This is a genomic window from Streptomyces sp. NPDC107765, assembly GCF_055657085.1.
Window position 1 is genome coordinate 92,329 of sequence record NZ_JBVKBL010000005.1, and the last position, 24,046, is coordinate 116,374.

Sequence of the window (24,046 nt, forward strand, 5' to 3'; positions counted from 1 at the left end):
GATGGTGGGATAGTTGATGTCGCCGGCGACGTCAGCGTGCTCCTCGGTGACAGCGGTGTGGTCGTCGACGGATCCCGCATCGCCGCCATCGGCCCGTACGACGAACTCTCCGCGACCTACGGCGACCGCGCCCGCCTCCGCGATTGGAACGGCACCCTCACCCCCGGCCGCTACGAACCCCACGGCGCCGCCCTACTTGAGGCGGCCTACCACCCGGACCCGCGCGAGGCCGACGAACTCGGCACCGAACCCCTCACGGGTGAGGCCCTCGCGGCTCTCCCCATGACCGAGGCCCGCTGGGGCGCCAGCGCCCGCCGTGGCCTGCAACGCCTCCTGGCCACCGGCACAACGGCCCTGACCGGCCCCTTCACCCGCCCCGCGGTCCGCACCGCCGTGCAACGCTCCGGCCTCGAAGAACTCCCCACCCCCCGCCCCCGAACCCTCCACGTCGGCGGCCCCGCCACCTTCGCCATCTTCGCCCCCGACGGCACCGCCGTGGCCACCGTCCTCGCCGGCCGTCTACTCCACCGCCGCCACTAGCCAACTCTCGCCACTAGCCAACTCTCCTCACTCTGTGTCACGATACGGGGAACAAATAACTCTCCGTAATCGTTGCCTGAACAAGGAAGGAAGCAGGCGGCAAGGCACCCAGGCCCCAGGCACCCCGGCCCACCACTCAACCCAATCAACGCAACCAACCCAGCCAACCGCGCAGCCCACCGCGGCCCCAACGAGCCCCCACGGCCGGACAAGACGCCGGGGCGCCAACGAGCTTTAGCGGCTGGACGAGACCCCGCGGTCCCCACGAGCTTTAGCGGCTGGAGGGGGCGCCGAGGGCCAGCCGGAGACCTCAACTTCCCGCCGGAGGCCCCCGCCGGAGACTTCAACTTCCGCCGGAGACCGCAACCTCCCGCCGGAGACCTCCGCGCCGGAGAACTCACCTCCAGCCCCTCGCCGGAGAACACCGCCCCCGGCGAGGGGCTGGGGGAGGGGCGGCCGGTGGGTGGGGCCTTCCGGGGGCCAGGGGCGTGCCCCGGGCGGGGCGTGGGTGGGGGACGGTGGAGAATGGCCGGGTGACCCGAGCATCCCTGGACAAGCAGCCGCACGAAGTCGCCGCGATGTTCGACGACGTGGCGGCGCGGTACGACCTCACCAACGACGTGCTTTCCCTGGGGCAGGCGCGGCTGTGGCGCAAGGAAGTGGAACGCGCGGTCGCCGCGCGGCCGGCCGAGCGGGTGCTCGACCTCGCGGCCGGGACCGGCACCTCCTCGCTGCCGTTCGCCCGGACCGGTGCGTTCGTCGTGCCGTGCGACTTCTCCGTGGGCATGCTGACCGAGGGCAAGAAGCGGCACCCGTGGTTGCCGTTCACCGCGGGGGACGGCACTCGGCTGCCGTTCGCGGACGGGGTGTTCGACGCGGTCACCATCTCCTTCGGGCTGCGCAACATCCAGGACACCGACGCGGCGCTGACGGAGCTGTACCGGGTCACCAAGCCCGGTGGGCGGGTCGTCATCTGTGAGTTCAGCGAGCCGACCTGGGCGCCGTTCCGGACCGTGTACACCGAGTACCTGATGCGGGCGCTGCCGCCGGTTGCGCGGGCGGTCAGCAGCAACCCGGACGCGTACGTCTACCTGGCCGAGTCCATCCGCACCTGGCCCAACCAGCCCGAGCTCGCCGCGCGGCTGCAGGGTGCGGGGTGGACGAAGGTGGCGTGGCGGAACCTGACCGGCGGGATCGTGGCGATGCACCGGGGCACCAAGCCGGCGTAGGCGTGAGTCAGCCTGGGTGTCGAGTCGGCGTAGGCAGCCAAGCCGGCGTAGGCGCGTCGAGTCAGCCTGGGTGTTGGGCCGGCTTGGGCGTTGAGCCAGTGGGGGCGTCGAGCCTGCCGGGGCGTATGGGCCTGCCGGGCGGGGGCGTAGTGGTCTGCGCGCCTGGGGTGTTGGCCTGTTCGCCTGGTGGGTTGGTCTGAGGGGAGCTCTCAGGGCAACGCCACACCTCTGAGTGGTGCGGCGGCGCTGGTAGTGCCATGCCTCAGGTGTGACGGGGGAACCGGGGGTGGCGGGGTGGTGTCTGTAGGTTACGGTCGCTCGCGGTAGGCGCGGGCGATGTTTCCTTGACCTTCCCGGAGTCCGTCTTGTCGTCGTTCTGTCCGGATTGTGGTTCCGCCTCGCCGCCGGAAGCCCGTTTTTGTATGGGCTGTGGGCGGGAGCGGCAGGGGGCCGCCGCATTGGCCTCCCCGTCATCCCCGCCATCCCTGTCATCCCCGTCATCCCCGTCATCGTCATCCTCGCCGTCGCCGTCCTCGTCGCCGTCGCCTGGAGTGGGGGCTGATGGTGGTGGGGTGTCAGCTGCGGGGGCTGGTGCGGGTGGGGCGGATGGTGTTTCCGTGCCGGCTGTGCCTGGTGTGCCACCTGTGCCTTCCGCTGCCCCGTCTGTGTCTTCTGCCGCGCCGCCCGTTCCTTCTGCGCCGCCCGTACCGGGGGCGCCGCCTGCTCCGGGTGGATCACCTGCCGCCTCGGGTCTTGGGGGGCTGGTGGTTCGGGTGGCCAAGGGGGACTGGCTGGCGGCGGTGAAGGTTGCCGTGTGGCCGACGCTGTTGTTGCTGGTGCTCGCCGGTGTGGCGGCGATGTTCTTCACGGACGATGCGCACGATGCGCACTCGGGTGAGCCCGGGTGGGGCGTACGGATGCGGATCGCGCTGGCGTTGCTGCTGCAGAGCGTGGGCGGTGGCTTCACGATATCGGGCAACATGTCTGAATCGTTCGGGCCGTTCGGTGGTCGGCTCGCGGGTGAGGCGACGCTGTCGCTGGTGCCGCTGGTGGTGACGGCGGCCTGGGCCGGGGTTTTGGTGTTCGCCGCTCGGCGGGTTCTGTTGCGGTCGGTCAGTGGTGCCACCAGTGGTTCCACGGCCCTGGGCAGTTCCATAGGGGTCCCGGGGGCCGGAGTGGCTGGTGGGGCCGGTGCGGTTGGTGTGACCGGTGCGGCCGGTGTGCCCGGTGTGGCCGGCATGACCGGTGTGGTGGAAGCGGTGCTGCGGGTTGCGGTGCTGTGTGGTGCGGGGAGTTTTGTGCTGGGGTTGCTGGCACAGCCTTCGTACGACGGTGTGGAGGTGTCGTCGGCGCCGTTCCTCTCGCTGCTGTGGTCGTTCCTGCTGGCCGCCGTGGTTGCCGGGGTGGCGACGGCCCGGGCCGAGGCGGGGGCGTGGCTCGCTGCCCGGCCCGCGTGGCAACTGGCCGTCGGCGCGCTGCGTACCGCGCTGCTCGCGCTGCTGATGGTGGCCACCCTGGCCGGCATCGTCACCGTCGTGACGCTGCTTGCCACGGCGAAGCAGGACATCAGCGGTGGCGCTGTAGTGGCGATGCTGGTGCTGCTGCCCAACATCGGTGCGCTGGCTCTCGCGATGGCCTGGGGTGCGCCGCTGAACGCGGAGTGGACCCTGCCCGACATCCCGTTCCTCGATCCCTCCGGCCGTCAGTCGATCGGCTACGGCGAGTTGACGGACCAGGGCGGCGGCTGGGTGCTGTTCGGGGTGATCGCCGGCGGGCTGGTCTGTGCGCTGCTGGTCGGTTTCCTGGTCGTACGGCGCAGTGCCGACCGTCGTGAACAGCTCCTGTCCGCGGGCCTCTTCGTGGCTTCTCTGATGGCGCTGGTGCTGGTCGCGGGGGCGAGCGCGAGCGCGGCGTTCCGGGCGGGCGGTGGCTACGGCTACGGCGGTGGTTATGGCGGTGGCTACGGCGAGGGCTACGGCGGTTACGGCGGTGGGTACGGCGGTGGCGAGGCCCTGGGTGCTCATGGCGAGATCGGCGTGGGCGGTGCGGAGACGCTGCTGTTCGCGCTGCTGTGGGTGTTCGGGGCGGTGTTGGTCGTTCCGTATCTGCGGAGGATGACGGGGGTCAGGGGCGGGACCGGGGTCGGGGCCGGCATCGGGGTCGAGGTCGGGGCCGTGGGGGCGCAGCCCCTGATGTCCCCGACGCCCCTGATGCCGCCGACGCTTCCGCCGGCGCCTGGGTCGGATGCGGCTCCCGGGGCTGCGGCGTTCGCGCCGGCACCGGCGCCGGAGCCGGCCCCGGCAGCGGGTGATGCGCCTGCCTCGGCCCCGTCCCCGGCAGCGGCTGATGCTCCCGCCCCTGCCCCTGCCCCTGCCCCCGCCCCGCCATCCGTCGCCCCACCCACCGACGCCCCGTCCCAGGCGCGGCCGCGGTTTCGGGGCGTGAAGTGGGTGGCGCTGGCGTTGGCCGCGTTCCTGGTCGGTGGGGGTGCGACGGCGGGAGCGCTGTATTTCCTGGCTCATCGGGACGCCGGCAACCACCAGGACGCCGGAAAGCAGAAGGACGGCAGCCACCAGAAGGACGGCAGTAACCAGAAGGGCGCCGGCAACCCCAAGTCGGACACCGCCGGCAAGGCCGGTGGCGCCTCGGCATCGACGTCCCCGTCGCCGTCCCCCGCCCCCACGGCCACCGGTGATCCCGCGGGAGGCCCCACCCCCGGCCCGACTGCCGGTCTCCCCGACGGGTTTGTCCAGAAGTACGACCCGTACGGGTTCTCGCTCGCCGTGAAGAGCGACTGGACGCGTTCGGTGAAGGGCACCCAGGTCGACTACACGGCCCCGGTCGGCAAGCAGTACCTGCGTATCGGGGTCATCGCGCACGCCCCGGCCTCGTCGTACGAGAACTTCATGAATCTGGAGAAGGGTGCCAAGAAGCGGACGAACTACCAGCGGGTGGAGCTGAAGAAGAACACCTTCGCCCACCGCCCGGGCGCCCGCTGGGAGTTCACGTACGTCAACGAGACCGGGAACACCGTGCACGCCATCGACCAGGCGTACGTGGCCGAGGACGGGACCGAGTACAGCGTCTACTACGAGTGCCTGGAAGCGCTGTACGACCCCGAGAACGACAAGGTCTTCAGCACGGCGCTCAGCACGTGGTCCGTCAGCGACGTGGACGTGGACTAGCGGTGAAGAGGATGGGGGCAGGGCCCGGCACACCCACCCTGCCCCCGCGCCCGCCCCTGCCGTTCCTCTCGCGCCTGTTCCGCCCCGACCCCTCACACCTCCAGCCGGTAGCAGTGCCCCGTGCGCCCGCTCGCCGGGATGGGCAGGGTTTCGGCGTGGTGCATGCCCAGGCGGCGGGTGACCGCGATCGAGCGGGTGTTGCGGGCGTCGACCACGGCGACGACGTGGCGTACGCCCGCTGCGCGTACGGTCTCCAGGGCCGTGGTGGCCGCGGCGGTGGCGTAGCCCTTGCCCCAGTACGCGCGGCCGAGGCGCCAGCCGATCTCGATCTCGCCCACCGGGCCCCAGTCCCTGGGCCAGGGCTGGGCCCCGGTGAAGCCCATGACGGCGCCGTCGGCCGGGTCGAGCAACGTGTAGAGGCAGAAGCCGAGTTCGGCGTGGTGGCGGCGTTGGCGGGCGGTGAATTCTTCGTAGGCGGAGAGTTCGGCGGGGGCGCCGCCGTGGAATTCCATGACCTCCGGATCGTTGAAGACCCGGTGCCAGTGCAGCGCGTCCTCGTCGGTGGGCACGCGGAGTTCGAGGGCGGGCAGCGGCCGGTCCGGGCGCGGCCCCCCGGGCACGGCCGACGGGTTCCGGGAGGTGGTCGGCGGGGTCTGGTACGTCACGGCACAACCCTTCGGCTTCATGGGACAACCCTTCAGGTGTCGATCACCAGGGCCCCCATAGACTGCACATGCCCGGTGCCGGTCGGCACCCAGATATCCAGATATCGACTTCCGGGAGACACCGCCGTGACCGAGTCCGCGTCCGAGCCCGCGCCCGAGTCCGAGTCCGCGTCCGGGCCCGCGACCGATTCCGTGACCACCGCCCTCCCGGAAGAAACGGCCCCCGCGGAGCACACCGCGCCCGGGGGGAACACCGCGCCCGCGGAGAACACCGCCTTCTCGGAGAACACCGCGGATGTGATCGTCGTCGGTGCCGGCCCGGCCGGTTCGGCCACCGCGTATCACCTCGCCAAGTCCGGTCTGGACGTACTGCTGCTGGAGAAGACCGCGTTCCCGCGGGAGAAGGTCTGTGGTGACGGGCTGACGCCGCGCGCGACCAAGCAGCTGGTGGCGATGGGCATCGACATCTCGGAGGAAGCGGGCTGGCTGCGCAACAAGGGGCTGCGGATCATCGGTGGCGGCTCCCGGCTCCAGCTGGACTGGCCGGAACTCGCCTCCTTCCCGGACTACGGGCTCGTCCGCAAGCGCGACGATTTCGACGAGCAGCTGGCGCGGCAGGCGCAGAAGGCGGGCGCGCGGCTGTACGAGCGCTGCAACGTGGGCGCGCCGATCGTGAACGAGCTGACCGGCCACATCACCGGTGTGCACGCCAAGCTCGGTGAGGAGAAGACCCCGGTCACCTTCCACGCCCCGCTCGTGGTCGCGGCCGACGGCAATTCCACCCGGCTCTCGCTGGCGATGGGCCTGCACCGCCGTGAGGACCGTCCGATGGGCGTCGCGGTCCGTACGTACTTCACGTCGCCGCGGCACGACGACGACTACCTGGAGTCCTGGCTGGAGCTGTGGGACCGGCGCGGGGCGCAGGACCGGCTGCTGCCGGGTTACGGCTGGATCTTCGGGATGGGCGACGGGACGAGCAACGTCGGGCTGGGCGTGCTGAACACCTCCGCGTCGTTCCGGGAGCTGGACTGGCGGGAGATCCTCAAGGCGTGGTGTGCGTCGATGCCGGAGGAGTGGGGGTACACGCCGGAGAACATGACCGGCCCGATCCGCGGCGCGGCGCTGCCGATGGCCTTCAACCGCCAGCCGCACTACACCAAGGGGCTGCTGCTGGTCGGTGACGCGGGCGGCCTGGTCAATCCGTTCAACGGTGAAGGCATCGCGTACGCCATGGAGTCGGGGGCGATCGCGGCGGAGGTGATCGTGCAGGCGCAGGCGCGTGCCACGTACGCACAGCGGGAGCTGGCGCTGCAGCGGTATCCGAAGGTCCTCAAGGACACCTACGGCGGTTACTACTCGCTCGGCCGGGCCTTCGTGAAGCTCATCGGCAACCCGAAGGTCATGCAGATCGCGGCCCAGCGCGGGCTGACCCATCCGCTGCTGATGCGCTTCACGCTGAAGATGCTGGCCAACCTCACCGACCCCACGGGCGGTGACGTGATGGACCGGATCATCAACGGGCTGAGCAAGGTGGCGCCGAAGGCGTAGCGGGTGGCGTAGACACCATGACCTCGTGCCCACCACGACCTCGTGCCCACCATGACCTCGCGCCCACCACGACCTCGTGCCCACCATGACCTCATGGGTAATTGAGCCGCCCGCGGTCTGCCGCGAAGCTTGTGTGCGTCAAGGACACCGGGCGGCAGGGGCCGCTCGCAGCGGGGAGGAAGCGGCATGTTCTTCGAGACGCACGACGGTACGCAGCTGTGGTACGAGGAGTACGGCACGGGCGAGACGCTGGTGTTCGTGGCGAGCTCGATGCTGAACACCGAGATGTGGGAGTACCAGCTCCCGTTCTTCGCGGAGAACGGCTTCCGCTGCGTGGCGTTCGACCGGCGTGGTCACGGCCGTTCGGACCGGCCCTCCGGCGGGTACGACATCGATTCCACCGCTGACGATCTGGCCGCGCTGCTCGACCACCTCGACCTGCGGAACGTCACCCTCATCGGGCACTCGCTGGGCGGCGCGGAGATCGCGCGCTATCTGGCGCGGCACGGCTCGGAGCGGGTCAGCCGGGCGGTGCTGATCGCGGCGATGCTGCCGTTCCTGGCCGGTACCGACGACAACCCGGACGGGGTGCCGGAGGCGGCGGTGGCGGCGACGATGGCGCAGCTCCGGGCGGACCGGCCCAAGTGGCTGACCCGTCAGGCGCAGGCGTTCTTCGCCACCCACCTGGGCAACGAGGTTTCCCCGGCCCTGGTGGAGCACACCCTGGCGCAGTGTCTGTCGGCCTCGCCGTGGGCGACGCTCCAGGCGCAGCGGGAGTCGCTGTTCAACGATCAGCGGGCCACGCTGCCGGAGATCGACGTCCCGGTTCTCGTCATCCACGGTGCGGCCGACGCCTCCGCCCCGGTGGAGCTCACCGGCCGGCGGACCGCCCGGCTGATCCCCGGTGCGGTCTACGAGGAGTACCCGACGGCCGGGCACGGCATCTACGCCAGCCACCACGAGCAGCTCAACGCGGATGTGCTGGCCTTTGTGAAGGGGTGAGCTGCCCGCAGGGGTGAGCTGCCCACGAGGGTGACGCGGGGGTACGCATACGCGAGCCGGCCGGGGCAGGGGCCCCCGGCCGGCTCGGCCCGTCAGCGAACTGTGCCCTGATTCATCCCTGTAGGGCGGGCTTCAATGCGAGTTCACCGGATCCACGCTCGGGCTCGGTTCAGGCTTCCGGTTCGGGTCCGGCAGCCGGCGGGCCGGGTCGGGGGAGAGCCGACGGGCGGGGTCCGGGGAGAGCCGGCGGGACGGGGCGGTCAGCCGTTCCGCGCCGGGTGGGACCGGTACCGCCGCGAAGATCGCGTTCTGCTTCTCCTGGAGCTCGCGGACCCGCTCGGGCGGGGTGCCGGGCAGCCGCTGCTCCTCGTACAGCTTGTGCGTCTCCACCTGGGCGGCCTTGCTCTGCGGGGTGTGGAACTGCACCTCGAAGAGCTGGTGGGAGCGGGGCGCGCGCCAGGCGGAGTTGATCGCCCTGTAGCCGTCGGTGCGGTGCCAGGTGTTGGACCAGCGGGTGGAGTCGTTGCCCCAGGCGGACAGCAGCGCGGAGGCGGTGGTGACGCCCTGGCTGTATTTCGCGTCCGGCCACTGGAGCGTGAACCGGACCGCGTCATTGATCGTCCTGAGCGACGCGTCGACGGTCCGCCCCGGGGTCTGCCGCATCGCGGTGGCGACCTTCCGCTTCAGCGAGTCCGGTGACTTCAGCCGGTGGTCGAACCCGACGAGTTCGGCGTGGCTGATCTTGGCGGCGGCGCGGACCTGGGGGCTGATGGAGCGCTCGGCGCGGCGGGCGCGGGCCACGAAGGCGTCCACCTTCTTGTTGTCGGCGGCGTTCAGCGACAGGCCGTCCTGGTGCCAGCCGCCGCGGTCCGTACCGGCGGCCGCGGTGGCGGGGACGGCGCCGAGGCCGAGAGCGGCGGCGAGGGCGGCGGCGGTGGCGGCCCGGCCGGCGAGGCGGCGGCCCGGGTGGCGGGCGGTACGCGGGCCGGTCGTCCGGAGGGGCGGGCGGGTGGTCGTACGGATGGTCGGGCGCGTGGTCATCGGTGCGCGGGATCCCTCTCTCGTGCCCCGGTGCGGGGTACGGACATGGCGAGAGATGCAACGGCGCGCACCGCCCCTCGGTGACGCGCGATACGGACGACCAACCCGAATTCCGGACAACCGTCCTCCGGTGCCACGCAAAAGACCGCCCCTCCCGAAGGAGAGGCGGTCCTCGTACGGTCCTCGTACGTGCTGCTACTGCTGCCGGCTGCCGGGGCCGATGACCCGACGGGGGTCGCCCTACCGACTAAAGAACGCGCACCGCGCCGGTCGGCATGTCGTAGCTGAGCGGGCGCTCGACGATGCCGGTGCTCGGGTTCTGGGCGCCGATGAACTTGCCGTCACCGACGTAGACGGCGACGTGGTAGGCGCTGCCGGCGCTGCCCCAGTAGAGGAGGTCGCCGACCTGGAGGTTGTCGAGGCCGACCTGGGTGCCCTGCGTCGACTGGTCCTGCGAGACGCGCGGCAGGTCGATCCCGATCTGGCGGAACGCGGCCTGCGTCAGGCCGGAGCAGTCGTACGACGAGGAGCCGGTGGCGCCGAGGACGTATGCCTTGCCCAGCTGGGCCTTGAGGAAGGAGACGAGGGCGGCGGTGGAGCCGGTGGCGTGGGAGGTCGCCGACAGGGTGGTCCGCTCGGCCGAGCGCGAGGCCCGGGCCTGGGCCGCCTCCTTGGCCTTGCGGGCTTCCTCGGCCTTCTTCTTCGCCTCGGCCTTGGCCTTCTTCACGGCCTCGGCCTTGTGCTTCTCCGCTGCCTTGGCGGCGTGGGAGAGGGCACTGTCCTGGAGCGCCTGGCGCTCGTAGTTGAACGCGACCTGCTCGGCGGTGTCGGCGCTCTGTGCGGCGCTGGTGGCCAGCGCCGTCGTGATCGTCGGCATCTCCTGGGTCTCGGAGACGGGCTTTTCCGCGGCGTTGGCCGGCACGGTCGCGCCGGTCACCGCGAGGGTGAGGAAGCCACCGGTCACACCCGCGCGCAGCGCCCGGGAGGACGCGGAAGGGCGGCGGGGCTTCCGGTGGCTGGGTATGAGTGCGTTCGGGGACATGGCCCAACGGCTATCAGGAGGCGCCGGTTGCTGCCAACAAGAGTGCAGTGCGCCACACTTGACGCGTACGCGATGAATAAAAGGGACTTTTTGCCGTCGGCGGCCCCGCCGACGCGATGTCCGAATTTCGCGATCATGTTCCTACGCACGGCATTTGAGGGTCCGTAGGGGCTCCGAGGGGGCTTACCACTTCCCTACGCGCCACGCCAAGGCTTCCCAGGCGTCAAGGACTTAGTGCGCGAAATAGCGTGGGATAGGTCACTCTTGAGTGTCCGTTATGTTCCCGTGATCCGGCCCGTTATGTCCCCGTGACCCGACGGTGGGCGGAGCTCGTGAACGCGGGCACGTGCCGGCGATCACGACGGGGTCACGAGCGGGTCACGGCCACGAGGCGGCCCGCCTATATCAGTTGAAGCGACCCTGCGCCAATTTGCCCTGGGCGGGCACCACTTGATATTGGCCATTCTGCGCTGACCAGCGGTAACCCGTGTGAATGTCACCTCTGGTGATCACTCGCGTGCTTCACGTATGAAGATCACCGCTCATCCGGCTTCATGATCCTTCGCCGGGTGGTGAAGATCACAAAGACGTTGTTCACCCCCGTGTCGCAGATCACAGACCAGCAGGCATAAGATGCAGGCGGTTCGGGCTTGTGAACTGCCTCACATGTGCACGATCTCCGAGGGGCGGCGAGCGGGCCCGGGCGGACCGCCATCCAGTCATCGTCGACTGAAGGGAGCGGGGACGGTGAACGCTTACGCGCCCATCCTCGTACTAGGAGCCCTCGGGGCAGGCTTTGCGATCTTCTCCGTCGTCATGGCCACGCTCGTCGGGCCCAGGCGCTACAACCGGGCCAAGCTCGAGGCGTACGAATGCGGGATCGAGCCGACGCCACAACCGTCCGGTGGCGGTCGCTTCCCGATCAAGTACTACCTGACGGCGATGCTCTTCATCGTCTTCGACATCGAGATCGTCTTCCTCTATCCCTGGGCCGTCACCTTCGACGCCCTGGGATTGTTCGGGCTCGTCGAGATGCTCCTCTTCGCGCTCACCGTCTTCGTCGCCTACGCCTACGTATGGCGTCGCGGCGGCCTGGAATGGGACTAGGGGCCACCCATGGGACTTGAAGAGAAGCTGCCCAGCGGCTTCCTGCTGACCACCGTCGAACAGGCCGCGGGCTGGGTGCGCAAGTCATCGGTCTTCCCGGCGACCTTCGGGCTGGCCTGCTGCGCCATCGAGATGATGACGACCGGCGCCGGCCGCTACGACCTGGCCCGCTTCGGCATGGAGGTCTTCCGCGGCTCCCCGCGGCAGGCGGACCTGATGATCGTGGCCGGCCGGGTCAGCCAGAAGATGGCCCCCGTGCTGCGGCAGGTCTACGACCAGATGCCGAACCCGAAGTGGGTGATCTCCATGGGGGTTTGCGCCTCCTCGGGCGGCATGTTCAACAACTACGCGATCGTGCAGGGCGTCGACCACATCGTGCCCGTCGACATCTATCTCCCGGGCTGCCCGCCGCGCCCCGAAATGCTGATGGACGCCATCCTCAAGCTCCACGACAAGATCCAGCACACCAAGCTCGGGGTCAACCAGCAGCAGGCCGCCCGCGAGGCCGAGGAAGCGGCGCTCAAGGCGCTCCCGCTGATCGAGATGAAGGGGCTGCTGCGGTGAGTGAGCAGAAGAACCCCGAGCGTCCGGACGACGAGCCGCACGGCGGCGACGCCCAGGACGACGCCGTACCGGCGCAGCGCGACGACACCGGCGAGGTGATCGCCACCCGCCGCGGGATGTTCGGCGCCAACAACGGCGGTGACACCAGCGGCTACGGCGGCCTGGTCCGGACCGTCCGGCTGCCCGGCGCGACCTCCCGGCCGTACGGCGGGCCCGGCGCCCCGGGAGCGTACGGGGACTTCGACGAGATCGCCGACGAACTCGAAGGCGCCCTCGACGAACAGGGCCTGGTCCCCGAGAACGTCATCGACAAGACCGTCGTCGACCGCGGCGAGCTGACCTTCCACATCGAGCGGGAGTACCTGCCGGCGGTCGCCCGGATCCTGCGCGACGACCCGGCGCTCCGCTTCGAGCTGTGCACCGGCGTCAGCGGCGTCCACTTCCCCGGCGACAAAGGCCGCGAGCTGCACGCCGTCTACCACCTGCGCTCGATCACCCACAACCGGCTGATCCGGCTGGAGGTCTCCGCACCGGACGCCGACCCGCACATCCCCTCGCTCGTCGCGGTCTACCCGACCAACGACTGGCACGAGCGCGAGACCTACGACTTCTTCGGCCTGGTCTTCGACGGCCATCCCGCGCTGACCCGGATCATGATGCCGGACGACTGGCAGGGCTTCCCGCAGCGCAAGGACTACCCGCTCGGCGGCATTCCCGTCGAGTACAAGGGCGCCCAGATCCCGGCTCCCGACCAGCGGAGGTCGTACAGCTGATGACTACTGCACCGCACTCCCACACCCCGAACGGCCACCGCACCTCCAGCGACTTCGACACCACCGAGTCGCTCGCCCGGGAGACCACCGAGGGCACCGTCTACAACGTCACCGGCGGCGACTGGGACGAGATCGCGGCGTCCGCGGCGAAGTCCGACGACGAGCGGATCATCGTCAACATGGGGCCGCAGCACCCGTCCACGCACGGCGTGCTCCGGCTGATCCTGGAGATCGACGGGGAGACCGTCACCGAGGCCCGCTGCGGCATCGGCTATCTGCACACCGGCATCGAGAAGAACCTCGAATACCGGACCTGGACGCAGGGCACCACCTTCGTCACGAGGATGGATTACCTCACCCCCTTCTTCAACGAGACGGCCTACTGCCTGGCCGTGGAGAAGCTGCTCGGCATCACCGACGACGTCCCCGACCGGGCCACGGTCATCCGCGTGATGCTGATGGAACTCAACCGGCTCTCCTCCCACCTGGTGTGCATCGCCACCGGCGGCATGGAGCTGGGCGCCACCACGATCATGATCTACGGCTTCCGGGACCGCGAGCTGATCCTCGACATCTACGAGCTGATCACCGGCCTGCGGATGAACCACGCCTACATCCGGCCCGGCGGCCTGGCCCAGGACCTGCCCCCGGGCGCGGTCGACCAGGTGCGCGCCTTCGTCAAGAAGATGCGCAAGAACCTCCCCGAGTACGACAAGCTCGCCACCGGCAACCCGGTCTTCAAGGGCCGCATGGAAGGCATCGGCTACCTCGACCTGGCCGGCTGCATGGCCACCGGCGCCACCGGGCCGATCGTGCGCTCCGCCGGCCTGCCGCACGACCTGCGCAAGACCCAGCCGTACTGCGGTTACGAGGACTACGAGTTCGACATCCCGACCGCCGACACCTGCGACGCCTACGGGCGGTTCCTGATCCGGCTGGAGGAGATGCGGCAGTCGCTGCGGATCATCGAGCAGTGCCTGGACCGGCTCGAACCCGGGCCGGTGATGGTCGCCGACAAGAAGATCGCCTGGCCCGCCCAGCTGGCGCTCGGCCCGGACGGCCTGGGCAACTCCCTCGACCACATCAAGAAGATCATGGGCACCTCGATGGAGGCCCTGATCCACCACTTCAAGCTCGTGACGGAGGGCTTCCGGGTCCCGCCCGGCCAGACCTACGCGGCCGTCGAGTCACCCAAGGGCGAACTGGGCGTGCACGCGGTCAGCGACGGCGGCACCCGCCCCTACCGGGTGCACTTCCGCGACCCGTCCTTCACCAACCTGCAGGCCATGGCGGCGATGTGCGAAGGCGGCCAGGTCGCCGACGTCATCGTCGCCGTGGCGTCCATCGACCCCGTGATGGGAGGCGTCGACCGGTGACCACTGCGTCTTCTCCGCAGGGAGCCCCCGCAAGCCCCACCGGCCTGGGGATGCCCGCGCTCCCCGCCCCCGACTACCCGGCCGACGTCCGGGCCCGGCTGGAGGCGGACGCCAAGGAGGTGATCGCCCGCTACCCCGGCCCGCGCTCGGCGCTGCTGCCGCTGCTGCACCTCGTCCAGGCCGAGGACGGGCACGTCACCCGCACCGGCATCCGCTTCTGCGCCGAACTGCTGGACCTGACCACCGCTGAGGTCACCGCCGTCTCGACCTTCTACTCCATGTACCGGCGCAAGGCCGGCGGCGACTACCAGGTCGGGGTCTGCACCAACACGCTGTGCGCGGTGATGGGCGGCGACGCCATCTTCGAGGAGCTCCAGGAGCACCTCGGCGTCGGCAACGGCCAGACCACCGAGGACGGCGCCGTCACCCTCGAACACATCGAGTGCAACGCCGCCTGCGACTTCGCGCCCGTCGTGATGGTCAACTGGGAGTTCTTCGACAACCAGACGCCGGAGTCCGCCCGGCAGCTCGTCGACGACCTGCGGGCCGGCCGGCCGGCCCGGCCCACCCGCGGCGCGCCGCTGTGCACCTTCAAGGAGACCGCCCGCATCCTCGCCGGCTTCCCCGACGAGCGGCCGGGCGCCACCGCCGCCACCGGGAGCGCCGGCCCCGCCTCGCTGATCGGGCTCCGCCTGGCCAAGGGGGAGGCCGTGCCCGGCCGCGGCACCGGCACCGATCACGTCGTGTCGCCCCGTGCCGGCGAGGGCGGCCGCCCGGAGGAGGGCACCGCCGGCGAACCCCCCGGCGGCCACCCCGGCGAGCAGGCACCCGCGGGACACCCCAGCTCCCACGACGCCCCGCAGGAAACGTCGGCCTCCGACGCCGAGCACCCGTCCGGGCCCACCGCAGAGGAGGGGGAGTGATGACCGTGGCAGCCGAATACGGGGGCTCCTCCCGGCCGCCGGCCGGGGGAGAGGCCAGCCCCGAGAAGCTCCTCGTGCCCGTCCTGTCCGCCTTCTGGGACCAGCCCGAGTCCTGGACGCTGGAGACCTACCGCCGGCACGAGGGCTACGAGGGCCTGCGCAAGGCGCTCGCGATGTCCCCCGACGACGTCATCGCCTACGTCAAGGACTCCGGTCTGCGCGGCCGCGGCGGCGCGGGCTTCCCCACCGGAATGAAATGGCAGTTCATTCCGCAGGGCGACGGCAAACCGCACTATCTCGTGGTCAACGCCGACGAATCGGAGCCGGGGACCTGCAAGGACATCCCCCTCCTCTTCGCGAACCCGCATGCCCTCATCGAAGGGATCGTGATCGCCTGTCACGCGATCCGTGCGCACCACGCCTTCATCTATCTGCGCGGTGAGGTCGTGCCCGTGCTGCGCCGGCTGCACGAAGCCGTGCGGGAGGCCTACGCGGCGGGCTTCCTCGGGAAGAACATCCTGGGGTCGGGACTCGACCTGGACGTGATCGTGCACGCGGGCGCCGGCGCGTACATCTGCGGTGAGGAAACCGCGCTGCTGGATTCCCTGGAGGGCCGTCGCGGACAGCCCCGGCTGCGTCCCCCCTTCCCGGCGGTGGCCGGCCTCTACGCCTGCCCCACTGTCGTCAACAACGTCGAATCCATCGCGTCGGTTCCCGCGATCCTCACCAAAGGAAAGGACTGGTTCAGGTCGATGGGCAGCGAGAAGTCCCCGGGCTTCACGCTCTACTCGCTCAGCGGCCACGTCACCAACCCCGGCCAGTACGAAGCCCCGTTGGGCATCACCCTGCGCCAGCTGCTCGACATGAGCGGCGGGATGCGCCGCGGCCACCGGCTGAAGTTCTGGACGCCCGGCGGCTCCTCCACGCCGATGTTCACCGACGAGCACCTCGACGTGCCCCTCGACTACGAGGGCGTCGGCGCGGCCGGCTCGATGCTCGGCACCAAGGCGCTGCAGTGCTTCGACGAGACCACCTGTGTCGTGCGGGCGGTCACCCGCTGGACCGAGTTCTACGCGCACGAGTCCTGCGGCAAGTGCACACCGTGCCGTGAAGGGACGTACTGGCTGGTGCAGTTGCTGCGCGACATCGAGGCGGGCAGGGCCCGGATGACCGACCTCGACAAGATCGCCGACATCGCCGACAACATCAACGGCAAGTCGTTCTGCGCGCTCGGCGACGGCGCCGCCTCGCCGATCTTCTCCTCGCTCACGTACTTCCGCGAGGAGTACGAGCAGCACATCACCGGCCGGGGCTGTCCGTTCGACCCCGCCAAGTCGACCCTGTGGGCCGACAACGACGCTCACCTGGGGGTGAATGCATGACCGTCACCACAACGGGGTCGAGCAGCGGCTCCGCCGCGGTCCCCCCGGAGGACCTCGTCACCCTGACGATCGACGGCATCGAGATCTCCGTCCCCAAGGGGACGCTGGTCATCCGCGCCGCCGAACTCCTCGGCATCGAGATCCCGCGCTTCTGCGACCACCCGCTGCTGGACCCCGCGGGCGCCTGCCGGCAGTGCATCGTCGAGGTCGAGGGCCAGCGCAAGCCGATGGCGTCCTGCACGATCACCTGCACCGACGGCATGGTCGTCAAGTCGCAGCTGACGTCCCCGGTGGCCGAGAAGGCGCAGCGCGGCGTGATGGAGCTGCTGCTGATCAACCACCCGCTGGACTGCCCGGTCTGCGACAAGGGCGGCGAGTGTCCGCTGCAGAACCAGGCGATGCAGGTCGGGGACCCGGACTCGCGTTTCGAGGGCAAGAAGCGCACGTTCGCCAAGCCGGTGCCGATCTCCACCCAGGTGCTGCTGGACCGCGAGCGCTGCGTGCTGTGCGCGCGGTGCACCCGCTTCAGCAACCAGATCGCCGGCGACCCGATGATCGAGCTGGTCGAACGCGGCGCGCTCCAGCAGGTCGGCACGGGGGAGGGCGACCCCTTCCAGTCGTACTTCTCCGGCAACACCATCCAGATCTGCCCGGTCGGCGCGCTCACTTCGGCCGCCTACCGCTTCCGCTCCCGCCCCTTCGACCTGGTGTCGTCGCCGTCGGTGTGCGAGCACTGCGCGGGCGGCTGCGCGACGCGTACCGACCACCGGCGCGGCAAGGTCATGCGGCGGCTGGCCGCCCAGGACCCGGAGGTCAACGAGGAGTGGGTCTGCGACAAGGGGCGTTTCGCCTTCCGGTACGCGCAGCAGCGTGACCGGCTGGAGCACCCGTTGGTGCGCAATGCGGAGTCCGGGGAGCTGGAGCCGGCGAGCTGGCCGGTGGCCCTGGACGCCGCGGCCCGCGGGCTGGCCGCGGCCAAGGGCCGTACCGGTGTGCTGACCGGCGGCCGGCTCACCGTCGAGGACGCCTACGCGTACGCCAAGTTCGCCCGGATCGCGCTGCACACCAACGACATCGACTTCCGGGCGCGGGTGCACAGCGCCGAGGAGGCGGACTTCCTGGCCGCCCGGGTCGCCGGCCGCGGCCGTGACCTCGGGGGCGGCGGGGTCACGTACACCGCCCTGGAGAAGGCGCCGGCCGTGCTGCTGGCGGGTATCGAGGCGGAGGAGGAGGCGCCCGGCGTCTTCCTGCGGCTGCGCAAGGCCCACCGCACGTACGGGCAGCGCACCTTCGGGCTCGCCGCCTACGCCTCCCGCGGGCTGATCAAGGCCGGCGGCACGCTGCTGCCGGCCGCGCCCGGCACCGAAACGGAATGGCTGGACGCGCTGGCGGACGATGAGGCAGCAAGCGCGGAGCGCTTTCCCGCGGAGGGCGGTGGCGGGCGACGGGTGGGCCTTTCCGGTGACGGGCAGGCCGCGGCCGAGGCGCTGCGCGCGGACGGCGCGGTGATCGTCGTCGGTGAGCGGCTGGCGGCGGTGCCGGGCGCGCTGACCGCCGCGGTGCGCGCCGCCACCGCGACCGGCGCGCGGCTGGTGTGGATCCCGCGGCGGGCGGGCGAACGCGGCGCCGTGGAGGCGGGCGCGCTGCCGGGGCTGCTGCCCGGCGGCCGGCCGGCCACCGACCCGCGGGCCCGCGACGAGGTCGCCGCCGCCTGGGGCGTGGCCGCGCTGCCGCACGGGCACGGCCGGGACACCGGCCAGATCATCGAGGCCGCGGCGACCGGTGAGCTGAGCGCGCTGCTGGTGGCCGGTGTCGAGGTCGCCGACCTGCCGGACCCGGCCCGGGCGCTGACCGCCCTGGACGAGGTCGGTTTCCTGGTCAGCCTGGAGCTGCGGCCCTCCGCGGTCACCGAGCGGGCCGATGTGGTCCTCCCGGTGGCGGCCGTGGTGGAGAAGGCCGGCACGTTCCTCAACTGGGAGGGCCGGGCCCGGCTGTTCGACGCCGCGCTCAAGCCCGACCAGATGACCCGCCGCCCTCTGCTGCCGGACTCCCGGGTGCTGCACATGCTCGCCGACGCCCTCGACGTCCACCTGGCACTGCCCGACGTCGCCTCCGTACGCCGCGAGGTGACCCGGCTCGGCAGCTGGGACGGCCCGTACGCGGGCGATCCGGTGGAGAGCGGGCGGCCGCTGCCCCGGCCCGGCACCGGAGAGGCGGTGCTCGCCGGGCACCGGCTGCTGCTGGACCAGGGCGTCCTCCAGGAAGGCGACGAGGCGCTGGCCGGCACCCGGCACGCCGCCGTCGCCCGGATGTCGGAGACCACCGCCGCCGAGACCGGCGTCAAGGACGGCGACCTGCTGGCGGTCAGCGGGCCGGCCGGCTCGGTGCGGCTGCCGCTCGCGGTCACGCCGATGCCCGACCGGGTGGTGTGGCTGCCGCTCAACTCCACGGGCGGGGGCGTCGCCGCCGACACCGGTGCGCGCCCCGGCGAACTGGTGAGGATCTCCGCCGCCCCGGGCACGCCGGAGCCGGCCAAGGAGGTGGACGCATGATGCAGCTCGGTCAACTGGCCGCCGCGCAGACCGCGCTGGCCCAGGAGGACCTGTCGATGTTCGGCCGCGACCCGTGGTGGCTGGTCGTCGTCAAGGCGGTCTTCTGCTTCGCGTTCCTGATGCTGACGGTGCTGTTCTCCATCGTGTGGGAGCGCAAGGTCGTCGCCTGGATGCAGTTGCGCATCGGCCCCAACCGGCACGGGCCCTGGGGCATGCTCCAGTCGCTCGCCGACGGCATCAAGCTGATGCTGAAGGAGGACCTGGTCGTCCGGCGGGCCGACAAGGTCGTCTACGTCCTCGCGCCGATCGTGGCGGCCATCCCGGCGTTCATGGCGATCGCGGTGATCCCGTTCGGCCCGGCCGACAACGAGGTCTCGATCTTCGGGCAGCGCACCACGATGCAGCTGACCGACCTGCCCATCGGCATCCTCTACATCCTGGCCACCGCGTCGATCGGCATCTACGGCATCGTGCTGGCGGGCTGGTCCTCCGGCTCGACGTACCCGCTGCTCGGCGGTCTCCGCTCGTGCGCGCAGATGATCTCGTACGAGATCGCGATGGGCGCCGCCTTCGCCTCGGTCTTCCTGTACTCCGGGTCGATGTCGACCTCCACCATCGTGGAGGCGCAGGCGCACCGGTGGTACATCCTGCTGCTGCCGGTGTCGTTCCTCATCTACATCGCGACGATGGTGGGGGAGACCAACCGGGCGCCGTTCGACATGCCGGAGTCCGAGGGCGACCTCGTCGGCGGATTCAACACCGAGTACTCGTCCATCAAGTTCGCGATGTTCATGCTCGCCGAGTACGTGAACATGGTGACGGTCTCGGCGGTCGCGACCACCCTCTTCCTCGGCGGCTGGCGGGCCCCGTACCCGATCTCGGCGTTCTGGGAGGGCGCGAACCACGGCTGGTGGCCGATGCTGTGGTTCACGATCAAGGTGCAGCTGCTGCTGTTCTTCTTCATCTGGCTGCGCGGCACGCTCCCCCGGGTCCGCTACGACCAGCTGATGAAGCTGGGCTGGAAGGTCCTCATCCCCCTCTCGCTGGTCTGGCTGATGCTCGTCGCCACCGTCCGGGCGCTGAAGAACGAGGGCTACAACTTCTCCCAGATCGTGCTCTACGTCGCCGGCGGCGCGGTCGCGCTGCTGCTGATCTCCCTGCTCGTGGACTTCTTCCGGCGGGCCGAGGCGGCGGAGGAGCCGGACGGCGAGGGGGCGTTCGACCCGATGGCCGGCGGGTTCCCGGTGCCGCCGCTGCCCGGACAGAGCCTGCCGCCGGTGCCGCGCCGGCGCCCGCGCGGGGGAGACCGCGAGTTGATTGTCAGTGGCCGGGTGGACACTGTCAGTAACGAAAACGCAACCGACGGAAAGGGGGGCGACGGTGCCTGAGTTCCAGAACCCCGTGGCCGGCTTCGGCGTGACCTTCAAGGCCATGTTCAAGAAGCGGCTGACCGAGCAGTACCCGGAGGAGAAGAAGCCGACGGCGCCGCGCTTCCACGGCCGCCATCAGCTCAACCGCCACCCCGACGGGCTGGAGAAGTGCGTCGGCTGCGAGCTGTGCGCCTGGGCCTGCCCGGCCGACGCGATCTACGTCGAGGGCGCGGACAACACCGACGAGGAGCGCTACTCCCCCGGTGAGCGCTACGGCCGCGTCTACCAGATCAACTACCTGCGCTGCATCCTGTGCGGCCTGTGCGTGGAGGCCTGCCCCACCCGCGCACTGACCATGACGAACGAGTACGAACTCGCCGACCGGTCCCGCGCCTCGCTCATCTACACCAAGGAGGAGCTGCTCGCCGGCCTGGAGGACACGATGGTCGACACGCCGCATGCCATCCACCCGGGCATGACGGAGAAGGACTACTACAACGGCCTGGTGACCGAGGCCGCCCCGGGGACGGTCGTTCAAGTGGCCCGGTCCAAGGGCGAGGAGCCCCAGGAGGCCGCCGCCACGACCGGCCCCCAGGAGCCCGCCGCGCGGGAGGTGACCGAGCGATGATCTCCCTCGCCGCCGCGGCCTCCACCGGCGAGGCCGTGCAGTTCTGGCTCCTGGGCACCGTCGCCGTCCTCGGCGCCCTCGGCACGATCCTGATGAAGCGGGCCGTGCACAGCGCCCTGTCGCTCGCCGGCACCATGATCGTTCTGGCGGTCTTCTACCTCGCCAACGGCGCGTACTTCCTCGGCGTCGTGCAGATCGTCGTCTACACCGGCGCGATCATGATGCTGTTCCTGTTCGTCGTCATGCTGGTCGGCGTCACCGCCGCGGACTCCCTCAAGGAGACGCTCAAGGGCCAGCGCTGGCTCGCCGCCGGACTGGGCCTCGGCTTCGGCATCCTGCTGATCGCCGGCATCGGCAACGCCTCCCTCAAGGAGTTCAACGGCCTGGGCGAGGCCAACGCCGGAGGCAACGTCCAGGGCCTGGCCGCGCTCATCTTCACCAAGTACGTCTTCGCCTTCGAAGTCACCGGCGCCCTGCTGATCACCGCGGCCGTCGGCGCGATGGTGCTCACCCACCGGGAGCGCACCGAGCGCGCCAGGACCCAGCGCGAGCAGTCCGAGGCCCGCGTCCGCGAGGGCAAGCAGGTGCCGCCGCTGCCCGCCCCCGGCGTCTACGCCCGGCACAACGCCGTGGACATCCCCGGCCTGCTGCCCGACGGCACCCCGTCCGACCTGACCGTCAGTCCGACGCTGCGCGCCCGCGGCCAGATCCGGGACGTCTCCCGCGAGTCGCTCGCCGACCTGAAGGCGCTGGAGCGGCGCTCCGAGGACTGGCTGGGCCGCGGCTCCGGCGAGCAGCCCGAAGCCCCGCCGTCCGGTGGCGCGTCGCCGAAGGAGCACAAGGAGGGGGCCAAGAAATGAACCCGGTCTACTACCTGTACCTCGCCGCCCTGCTGTTCACGATCGGCGCGGCCGGGGTGCTGATCAGGCGGAACGCCATCGTGGTGTTCATGTGCATCGAGCTGATGCTCAACGCCTGCAACCTCGCCTTCGTCACCTTCTCCCGCCTGCACGGGAATCTGGACGGCCAGATCATCGCCTTCTTCACGATGGTCGTCGCCGCGGCCGAGGTCGTGGTCGGCCTGGCGATCATCGTGACGATCTTCCGCACCCGTCATACGGCCTCGGTCGACGACGCCAGCCTGATGAAGCTGTAAGGGGTCGCCCAAAGTGGAGAACTTGATCGCGCTGCTCGTCGCGGCACCGCTGGTCGGTGCGGCCCTGCTGCTGTGCGGCGGAAAACGGCTCGACCGCACCGGCCACTGGATCGGCACCCTCTTCGCGGCGGCGTCGTTCGCCGTCGGAGTGGCGCTCTTCGCCGACATGCTCGGCAGGAGCGCCGACCACCGGGCGCTGCACCAGCACCTGTTCACCTGGATCCCGGTCGGCGGCTTCCGTGCCGACGTCGCCTTCCAGCTCGACCAGCTGTCCATGACCTTCGTCCTGCTGATCACCGGCGTCGGCTCACTGATCCACGTCTACTCGATCGGCTACATGGAGCACGACGAACGGCGCCGCCGCTTCTTCGGCTACCTCAACCTCTTCCTCGCGGCGATGCTGCTGCTCGTCCTCGCCGACAACTACCTTCTGCTGTACGTCGGCTGGGAGGGCGTCGGCCTCGCCTCGTACCTCCTCATCGGCTTCTGGCAGCACAAGCCGAGCGCGGCCACCGCCGCCAAGAAGGCGTTCCTCGTCAACCGCGTCGGCGACATGGGCCTGTCCATCGCGATCATGCTGATGTTCACGACGTTCGGGACGTTCGCGTTCGGCCCGGTGCTCGCCTCCACCGGCGCCACCTCCGAGGGCAAGCTCACCGCCATCGGGCTGATGCTGCTGCTGGCCGCCTGCGGCAAGTCCGCCCAGGTACCGCTGCAGTCCTGGCTCGGGGACGCCATGGAGGGCCCCACCCCGGTCTCCGCCCTGATCCACGCCGCCACGATGGTCACCGCCGGCGTGTATCTGATCACCCGCTCCGGGGCGATCTTCAACGCCGCACCGGACGCCCAGACCGCCGTCGTCGCGGTCGGCGCGGTCACCCTCCTCTTCGGTGCGATCGTCGGTTGCGCCAAGGACGACATCAAGAAGGCCCTGGCCGGCTCGACGATGTCGCAGATCGGCTACATGATCCTGGCCGCCGGCCTGGGCCCGATCGGCTACGCCTTCGCGATCATGCACCTGGTCACCCACGGCTTCTTCAAGGCGGGCCTCTTCCTCGGCGCCGGCTCGGTGATGCACGGCATGAACGACGAGGTGGACATGCGCCGTTACGGCGGCCTGCGTAAGTACATGCCGGTCACCTTCGTCACCTTCGGCCTCGGCTATCTCGCGATCATCGGCTTCCCCGGCCTGTCCGGCTTCTTCTCCAAGGACAAGATCATCGAGGCGGCGTTCGCCAAGGGCGGCACCGAGGGCTGGATCCTCGGCGGCGCGGCCCTCCTGGGCGCCGCGATCACCGCGTTCTACATGACCCGGGTGATGCTGATGACCTTCTTCGGCGAGGAGCGCTGGCGCAACGCCCCCACCCCCTCACCGGACCGGCCCTCCGTCGAACCCGCCGCCGAAACCTGCGGCGAGTACACCCCACCGCATCCGCACGAGTCGCCGAAGGTCATGACCCTCCCCATGGTCGTGCTGGCCATCGGATCGGTCTTCGCCGGCGGCCTGTTCAGCCTCAACGAGGCCTTCGTGAAGTGGCTGGAGCCCGTCACCTCCTTCGCGCACGGCCACTCCCCGGTCAGCGCCACGACCGTCACCGCCGCCACCATCGCCGTCCTCCTCCTCGGCGTCGGCGTCGCCTGGCTGATGTACGGCCGCCGGCCGGTCCCGTCGCTCGCCCCCCGCGGCTCGCTGCTCACCCGCGCGGCCCGCCGCGACCTCCTCCAGGACGACTTCAACGACCTCGTCTTCGTCCGCGGTGGCGGCCACCTCACCACCACCCTCGTCCAGCTCGACCACACCCTGGTGGACGGCGCGGTCAACGGCACGGCCGCCTCCATGGGCGGACTCTCCGGCCTGCTCCGCCAGTTGCAGAGCGGCTTCGTCCGCTCCTACGCGGTCCAGATGCTGGGCGGGGCCGCCGTACTCGTCGCCGCGACCCTGCTGATGAGGGGTGTCTGAGCC

General features: G+C 70.6%; 20 protein-coding genes. 17 read left to right on the plus strand and 3 right to left on the minus strand.

Annotated features, from left to right (window positions below; all coding sequences use genetic code 11):
- Positions 1-9 precede the first annotated feature (9 nt).
- The 3 genes from ACZ7MX_RS14360 (at position 10) to ACZ7MX_RS14370 (ending at position 4,954) form a co-directional block, all read left to right on the plus strand.
- Complete coding sequence (locus ACZ7MX_RS14360; RefSeq protein ID WP_472132520.1) at positions 10-540, plus strand: imidazolonepropionase-like domain-containing protein; 531 nt, start codon at positions 10-12, stop codon at positions 538-540.
- Positions 541-1,073: 533 nt separating this feature from the next.
- A complete protein-coding gene (locus ACZ7MX_RS14365; protein ID WP_472131952.1) occupies positions 1,074-1,769 on the plus strand; it encodes a demethylmenaquinone methyltransferase in 696 nt (231 codons plus the stop codon).
- A 773-nt stretch (positions 1,770-2,542) separates the two neighbouring features.
- Positions 2,543-4,954, plus strand: coding sequence for a hypothetical protein (locus ACZ7MX_RS14370; protein ID WP_472131954.1), 2,412 nt, complete (start codon positions 2,543-2,545; stop codon positions 4,952-4,954).
- 92 nt (positions 4,955-5,046) lie between these two features.
- On the opposite strand, the gene ACZ7MX_RS14375 is transcribed toward ACZ7MX_RS14370, so the two are convergent.
- Entirely contained in the window at positions 5,047-5,574 is a 528-nt protein-coding gene (locus ACZ7MX_RS14375) for a GNAT family N-acetyltransferase (RefSeq protein ID WP_472132522.1), read from the minus strand.
- Between the two features lie 342 nt (positions 5,575-5,916).
- Here ACZ7MX_RS14375 and ACZ7MX_RS14380 point away from each other — a divergent pair, with 342 nt between their 5' ends.
- A complete protein-coding gene (locus tag ACZ7MX_RS14380) occupies positions 5,917-7,167 on the plus strand; it encodes a geranylgeranyl reductase family protein (RefSeq protein ID WP_472132524.1) in 1,251 nt (416 codons plus the stop codon).
- 186 nt (positions 7,168-7,353) lie between these two features.
- Positions 7,354-8,169: an alpha/beta fold hydrolase gene (locus ACZ7MX_RS14385; RefSeq protein WP_030803835.1), complete on the plus strand. Its 816-nt coding sequence runs from the start codon at positions 7,354-7,356 to the stop codon at positions 8,167-8,169.
- A gap of 132 nt (positions 8,170-8,301) precedes the next feature.
- Here ACZ7MX_RS14385 and ACZ7MX_RS14390 read toward each other — a convergent pair whose 3' ends face one another.
- Positions 8,302-9,192: an ATP nucleotide 3'-pyrophosphokinase gene (locus ACZ7MX_RS14390; protein ID WP_472132525.1), complete on the minus strand. Its 891-nt coding sequence runs from the start codon at positions 9,190-9,192 to the stop codon at positions 8,302-8,304.
- 265 nt (positions 9,193-9,457) lie between these two features.
- A complete protein-coding gene (locus ACZ7MX_RS14395) occupies positions 9,458-10,252 on the minus strand; it encodes a C40 family peptidase (RefSeq protein WP_472131956.1) in 795 nt (264 codons plus the stop codon).
- Positions 10,253-10,999: 747 nt separating this feature from the next.
- Here ACZ7MX_RS14395 and ACZ7MX_RS14400 point away from each other — a divergent pair.
- The 12 genes from ACZ7MX_RS14400 to nuoL are packed head-to-tail and all read left to right on the plus strand — an operon-like array spanning position 11,000 to position 24,043.
- Positions 11,000-11,359, plus strand: a complete 360-nt coding sequence (locus ACZ7MX_RS14400) for an NADH-quinone oxidoreductase subunit A (protein ID WP_030262580.1) — start codon at positions 11,000-11,002, stop codon at positions 11,357-11,359.
- A 9-nt stretch (positions 11,360-11,368) separates the two neighbouring features.
- Entirely contained in the window at positions 11,369-11,923 is a 555-nt protein-coding gene (locus ACZ7MX_RS14405) for a NuoB/complex I 20 kDa subunit family protein (RefSeq protein ID WP_030416193.1), read from the plus strand.
- Positions 11,920-12,696, plus strand: coding sequence for an NADH-quinone oxidoreductase subunit C (locus ACZ7MX_RS14410; protein ID WP_472131959.1), 777 nt, complete (start codon positions 11,920-11,922; stop codon positions 12,694-12,696). Before ACZ7MX_RS14405 ends, ACZ7MX_RS14410 begins: the two co-directional genes overlap by 4 nt.
- On the plus strand, positions 12,696-14,072 hold the full coding sequence (locus ACZ7MX_RS14415; protein ID WP_472131960.1) for an NADH-quinone oxidoreductase subunit D: 1,377 nt from the start codon (positions 12,696-12,698) through the stop codon (positions 14,070-14,072). The genes ACZ7MX_RS14410 and ACZ7MX_RS14415 overlap by 1 nt, the downstream gene beginning before the upstream one ends.
- Entirely contained in the window at positions 14,069-14,995 is a 927-nt protein-coding gene (gene nuoE, locus ACZ7MX_RS14420) for an NADH-quinone oxidoreductase subunit NuoE (RefSeq protein WP_472131961.1), read from the plus strand. Before ACZ7MX_RS14415 ends, nuoE begins: the two co-directional genes overlap by 4 nt.
- Positions 14,995-16,377, plus strand: coding sequence for an NADH-quinone oxidoreductase subunit NuoF (gene nuoF / locus ACZ7MX_RS14425; RefSeq protein ID WP_472131962.1), 1,383 nt, complete (start codon positions 14,995-14,997; stop codon positions 16,375-16,377). The genes nuoE and nuoF overlap by 1 nt, the downstream gene beginning before the upstream one ends.
- Positions 16,374-18,929: an NADH-quinone oxidoreductase subunit G gene (locus tag ACZ7MX_RS14430; protein WP_472131964.1), complete on the plus strand. Its 2,556-nt coding sequence runs from the start codon at positions 16,374-16,376 to the stop codon at positions 18,927-18,929. Before nuoF ends, ACZ7MX_RS14430 begins: the two co-directional genes overlap by 4 nt.
- Complete coding sequence (nuoH, locus tag ACZ7MX_RS14435; RefSeq protein ID WP_472131966.1) at positions 18,926-20,317, plus strand: NADH-quinone oxidoreductase subunit NuoH; 1,392 nt, start codon at positions 18,926-18,928, stop codon at positions 20,315-20,317. Before ACZ7MX_RS14430 ends, nuoH begins: the two co-directional genes overlap by 4 nt.
- A complete protein-coding gene (nuoI, locus tag ACZ7MX_RS14440) occupies positions 20,310-20,927 on the plus strand; it encodes an NADH-quinone oxidoreductase subunit NuoI (RefSeq protein ID WP_472131968.1) in 618 nt (205 codons plus the stop codon). The genes nuoH and nuoI overlap by 8 nt, the downstream gene beginning before the upstream one ends.
- Positions 20,924-21,787: an NADH-quinone oxidoreductase subunit J gene (locus ACZ7MX_RS14445; RefSeq protein ID WP_472131969.1), complete on the plus strand. Its 864-nt coding sequence runs from the start codon at positions 20,924-20,926 to the stop codon at positions 21,785-21,787. The genes nuoI and ACZ7MX_RS14445 overlap by 4 nt, the downstream gene beginning before the upstream one ends.
- Positions 21,784-22,083, plus strand: coding sequence for an NADH-quinone oxidoreductase subunit NuoK (gene nuoK, locus ACZ7MX_RS14450; RefSeq protein ID WP_030283548.1), 300 nt, complete (start codon positions 21,784-21,786; stop codon positions 22,081-22,083). The genes ACZ7MX_RS14445 and nuoK overlap by 4 nt, the downstream gene beginning before the upstream one ends.
- Before the next feature lie 13 nt (positions 22,084-22,096).
- Positions 22,097-24,043: an NADH-quinone oxidoreductase subunit L gene (nuoL, locus tag ACZ7MX_RS14455; RefSeq protein WP_472131971.1), complete on the plus strand. Its 1,947-nt coding sequence runs from the start codon at positions 22,097-22,099 to the stop codon at positions 24,041-24,043.
- Positions 24,044-24,046 lie beyond the last annotated feature (3 nt).

Bases quoted from the DNA above. Each gene is read 5' to 3' on its own strand.
- ACZ7MX_RS14385 (WP_030803835.1), top strand. From the start codon at position 7,354: ATGTTCTTCGAGACGCACGACGGTACGCAGCTGTGGTACGAGGAGTAC.
- ACZ7MX_RS14395 (WP_472131956.1), bottom strand. From the start codon at position 10,252: ATGTCCCCGAACGCACTCATACCCAGCCACCGGAAGCCCCGCCGCCCT.
- ACZ7MX_RS14405 (WP_030416193.1), top strand. From the start codon at position 11,369: ATGGGACTTGAAGAGAAGCTGCCCAGCGGCTTCCTGCTGACCACCGTC.
- ACZ7MX_RS14415 (WP_472131960.1), top strand. From the start codon at position 12,696: ATGACTACTGCACCGCACTCCCACACCCCGAACGGCCACCGCACCTCC.
- nuoF (WP_472131962.1), top strand. From the start codon at position 14,995: ATGACCGTGGCAGCCGAATACGGGGGCTCCTCCCGGCCGCCGGCCGGG.
- ACZ7MX_RS14430 (WP_472131964.1), top strand. From the start codon at position 16,374: ATGACCGTCACCACAACGGGGTCGAGCAGCGGCTCCGCCGCGGTCCCC.
- nuoH (WP_472131966.1), top strand. From the start codon at position 18,926: ATGATGCAGCTCGGTCAACTGGCCGCCGCGCAGACCGCGCTGGCCCAG.
- ACZ7MX_RS14445 (WP_472131969.1), top strand. From the start codon at position 20,924: ATGATCTCCCTCGCCGCCGCGGCCTCCACCGGCGAGGCCGTGCAGTTC.
- nuoK (WP_030283548.1), top strand. From the start codon at position 21,784: ATGAACCCGGTCTACTACCTGTACCTCGCCGCCCTGCTGTTCACGATC.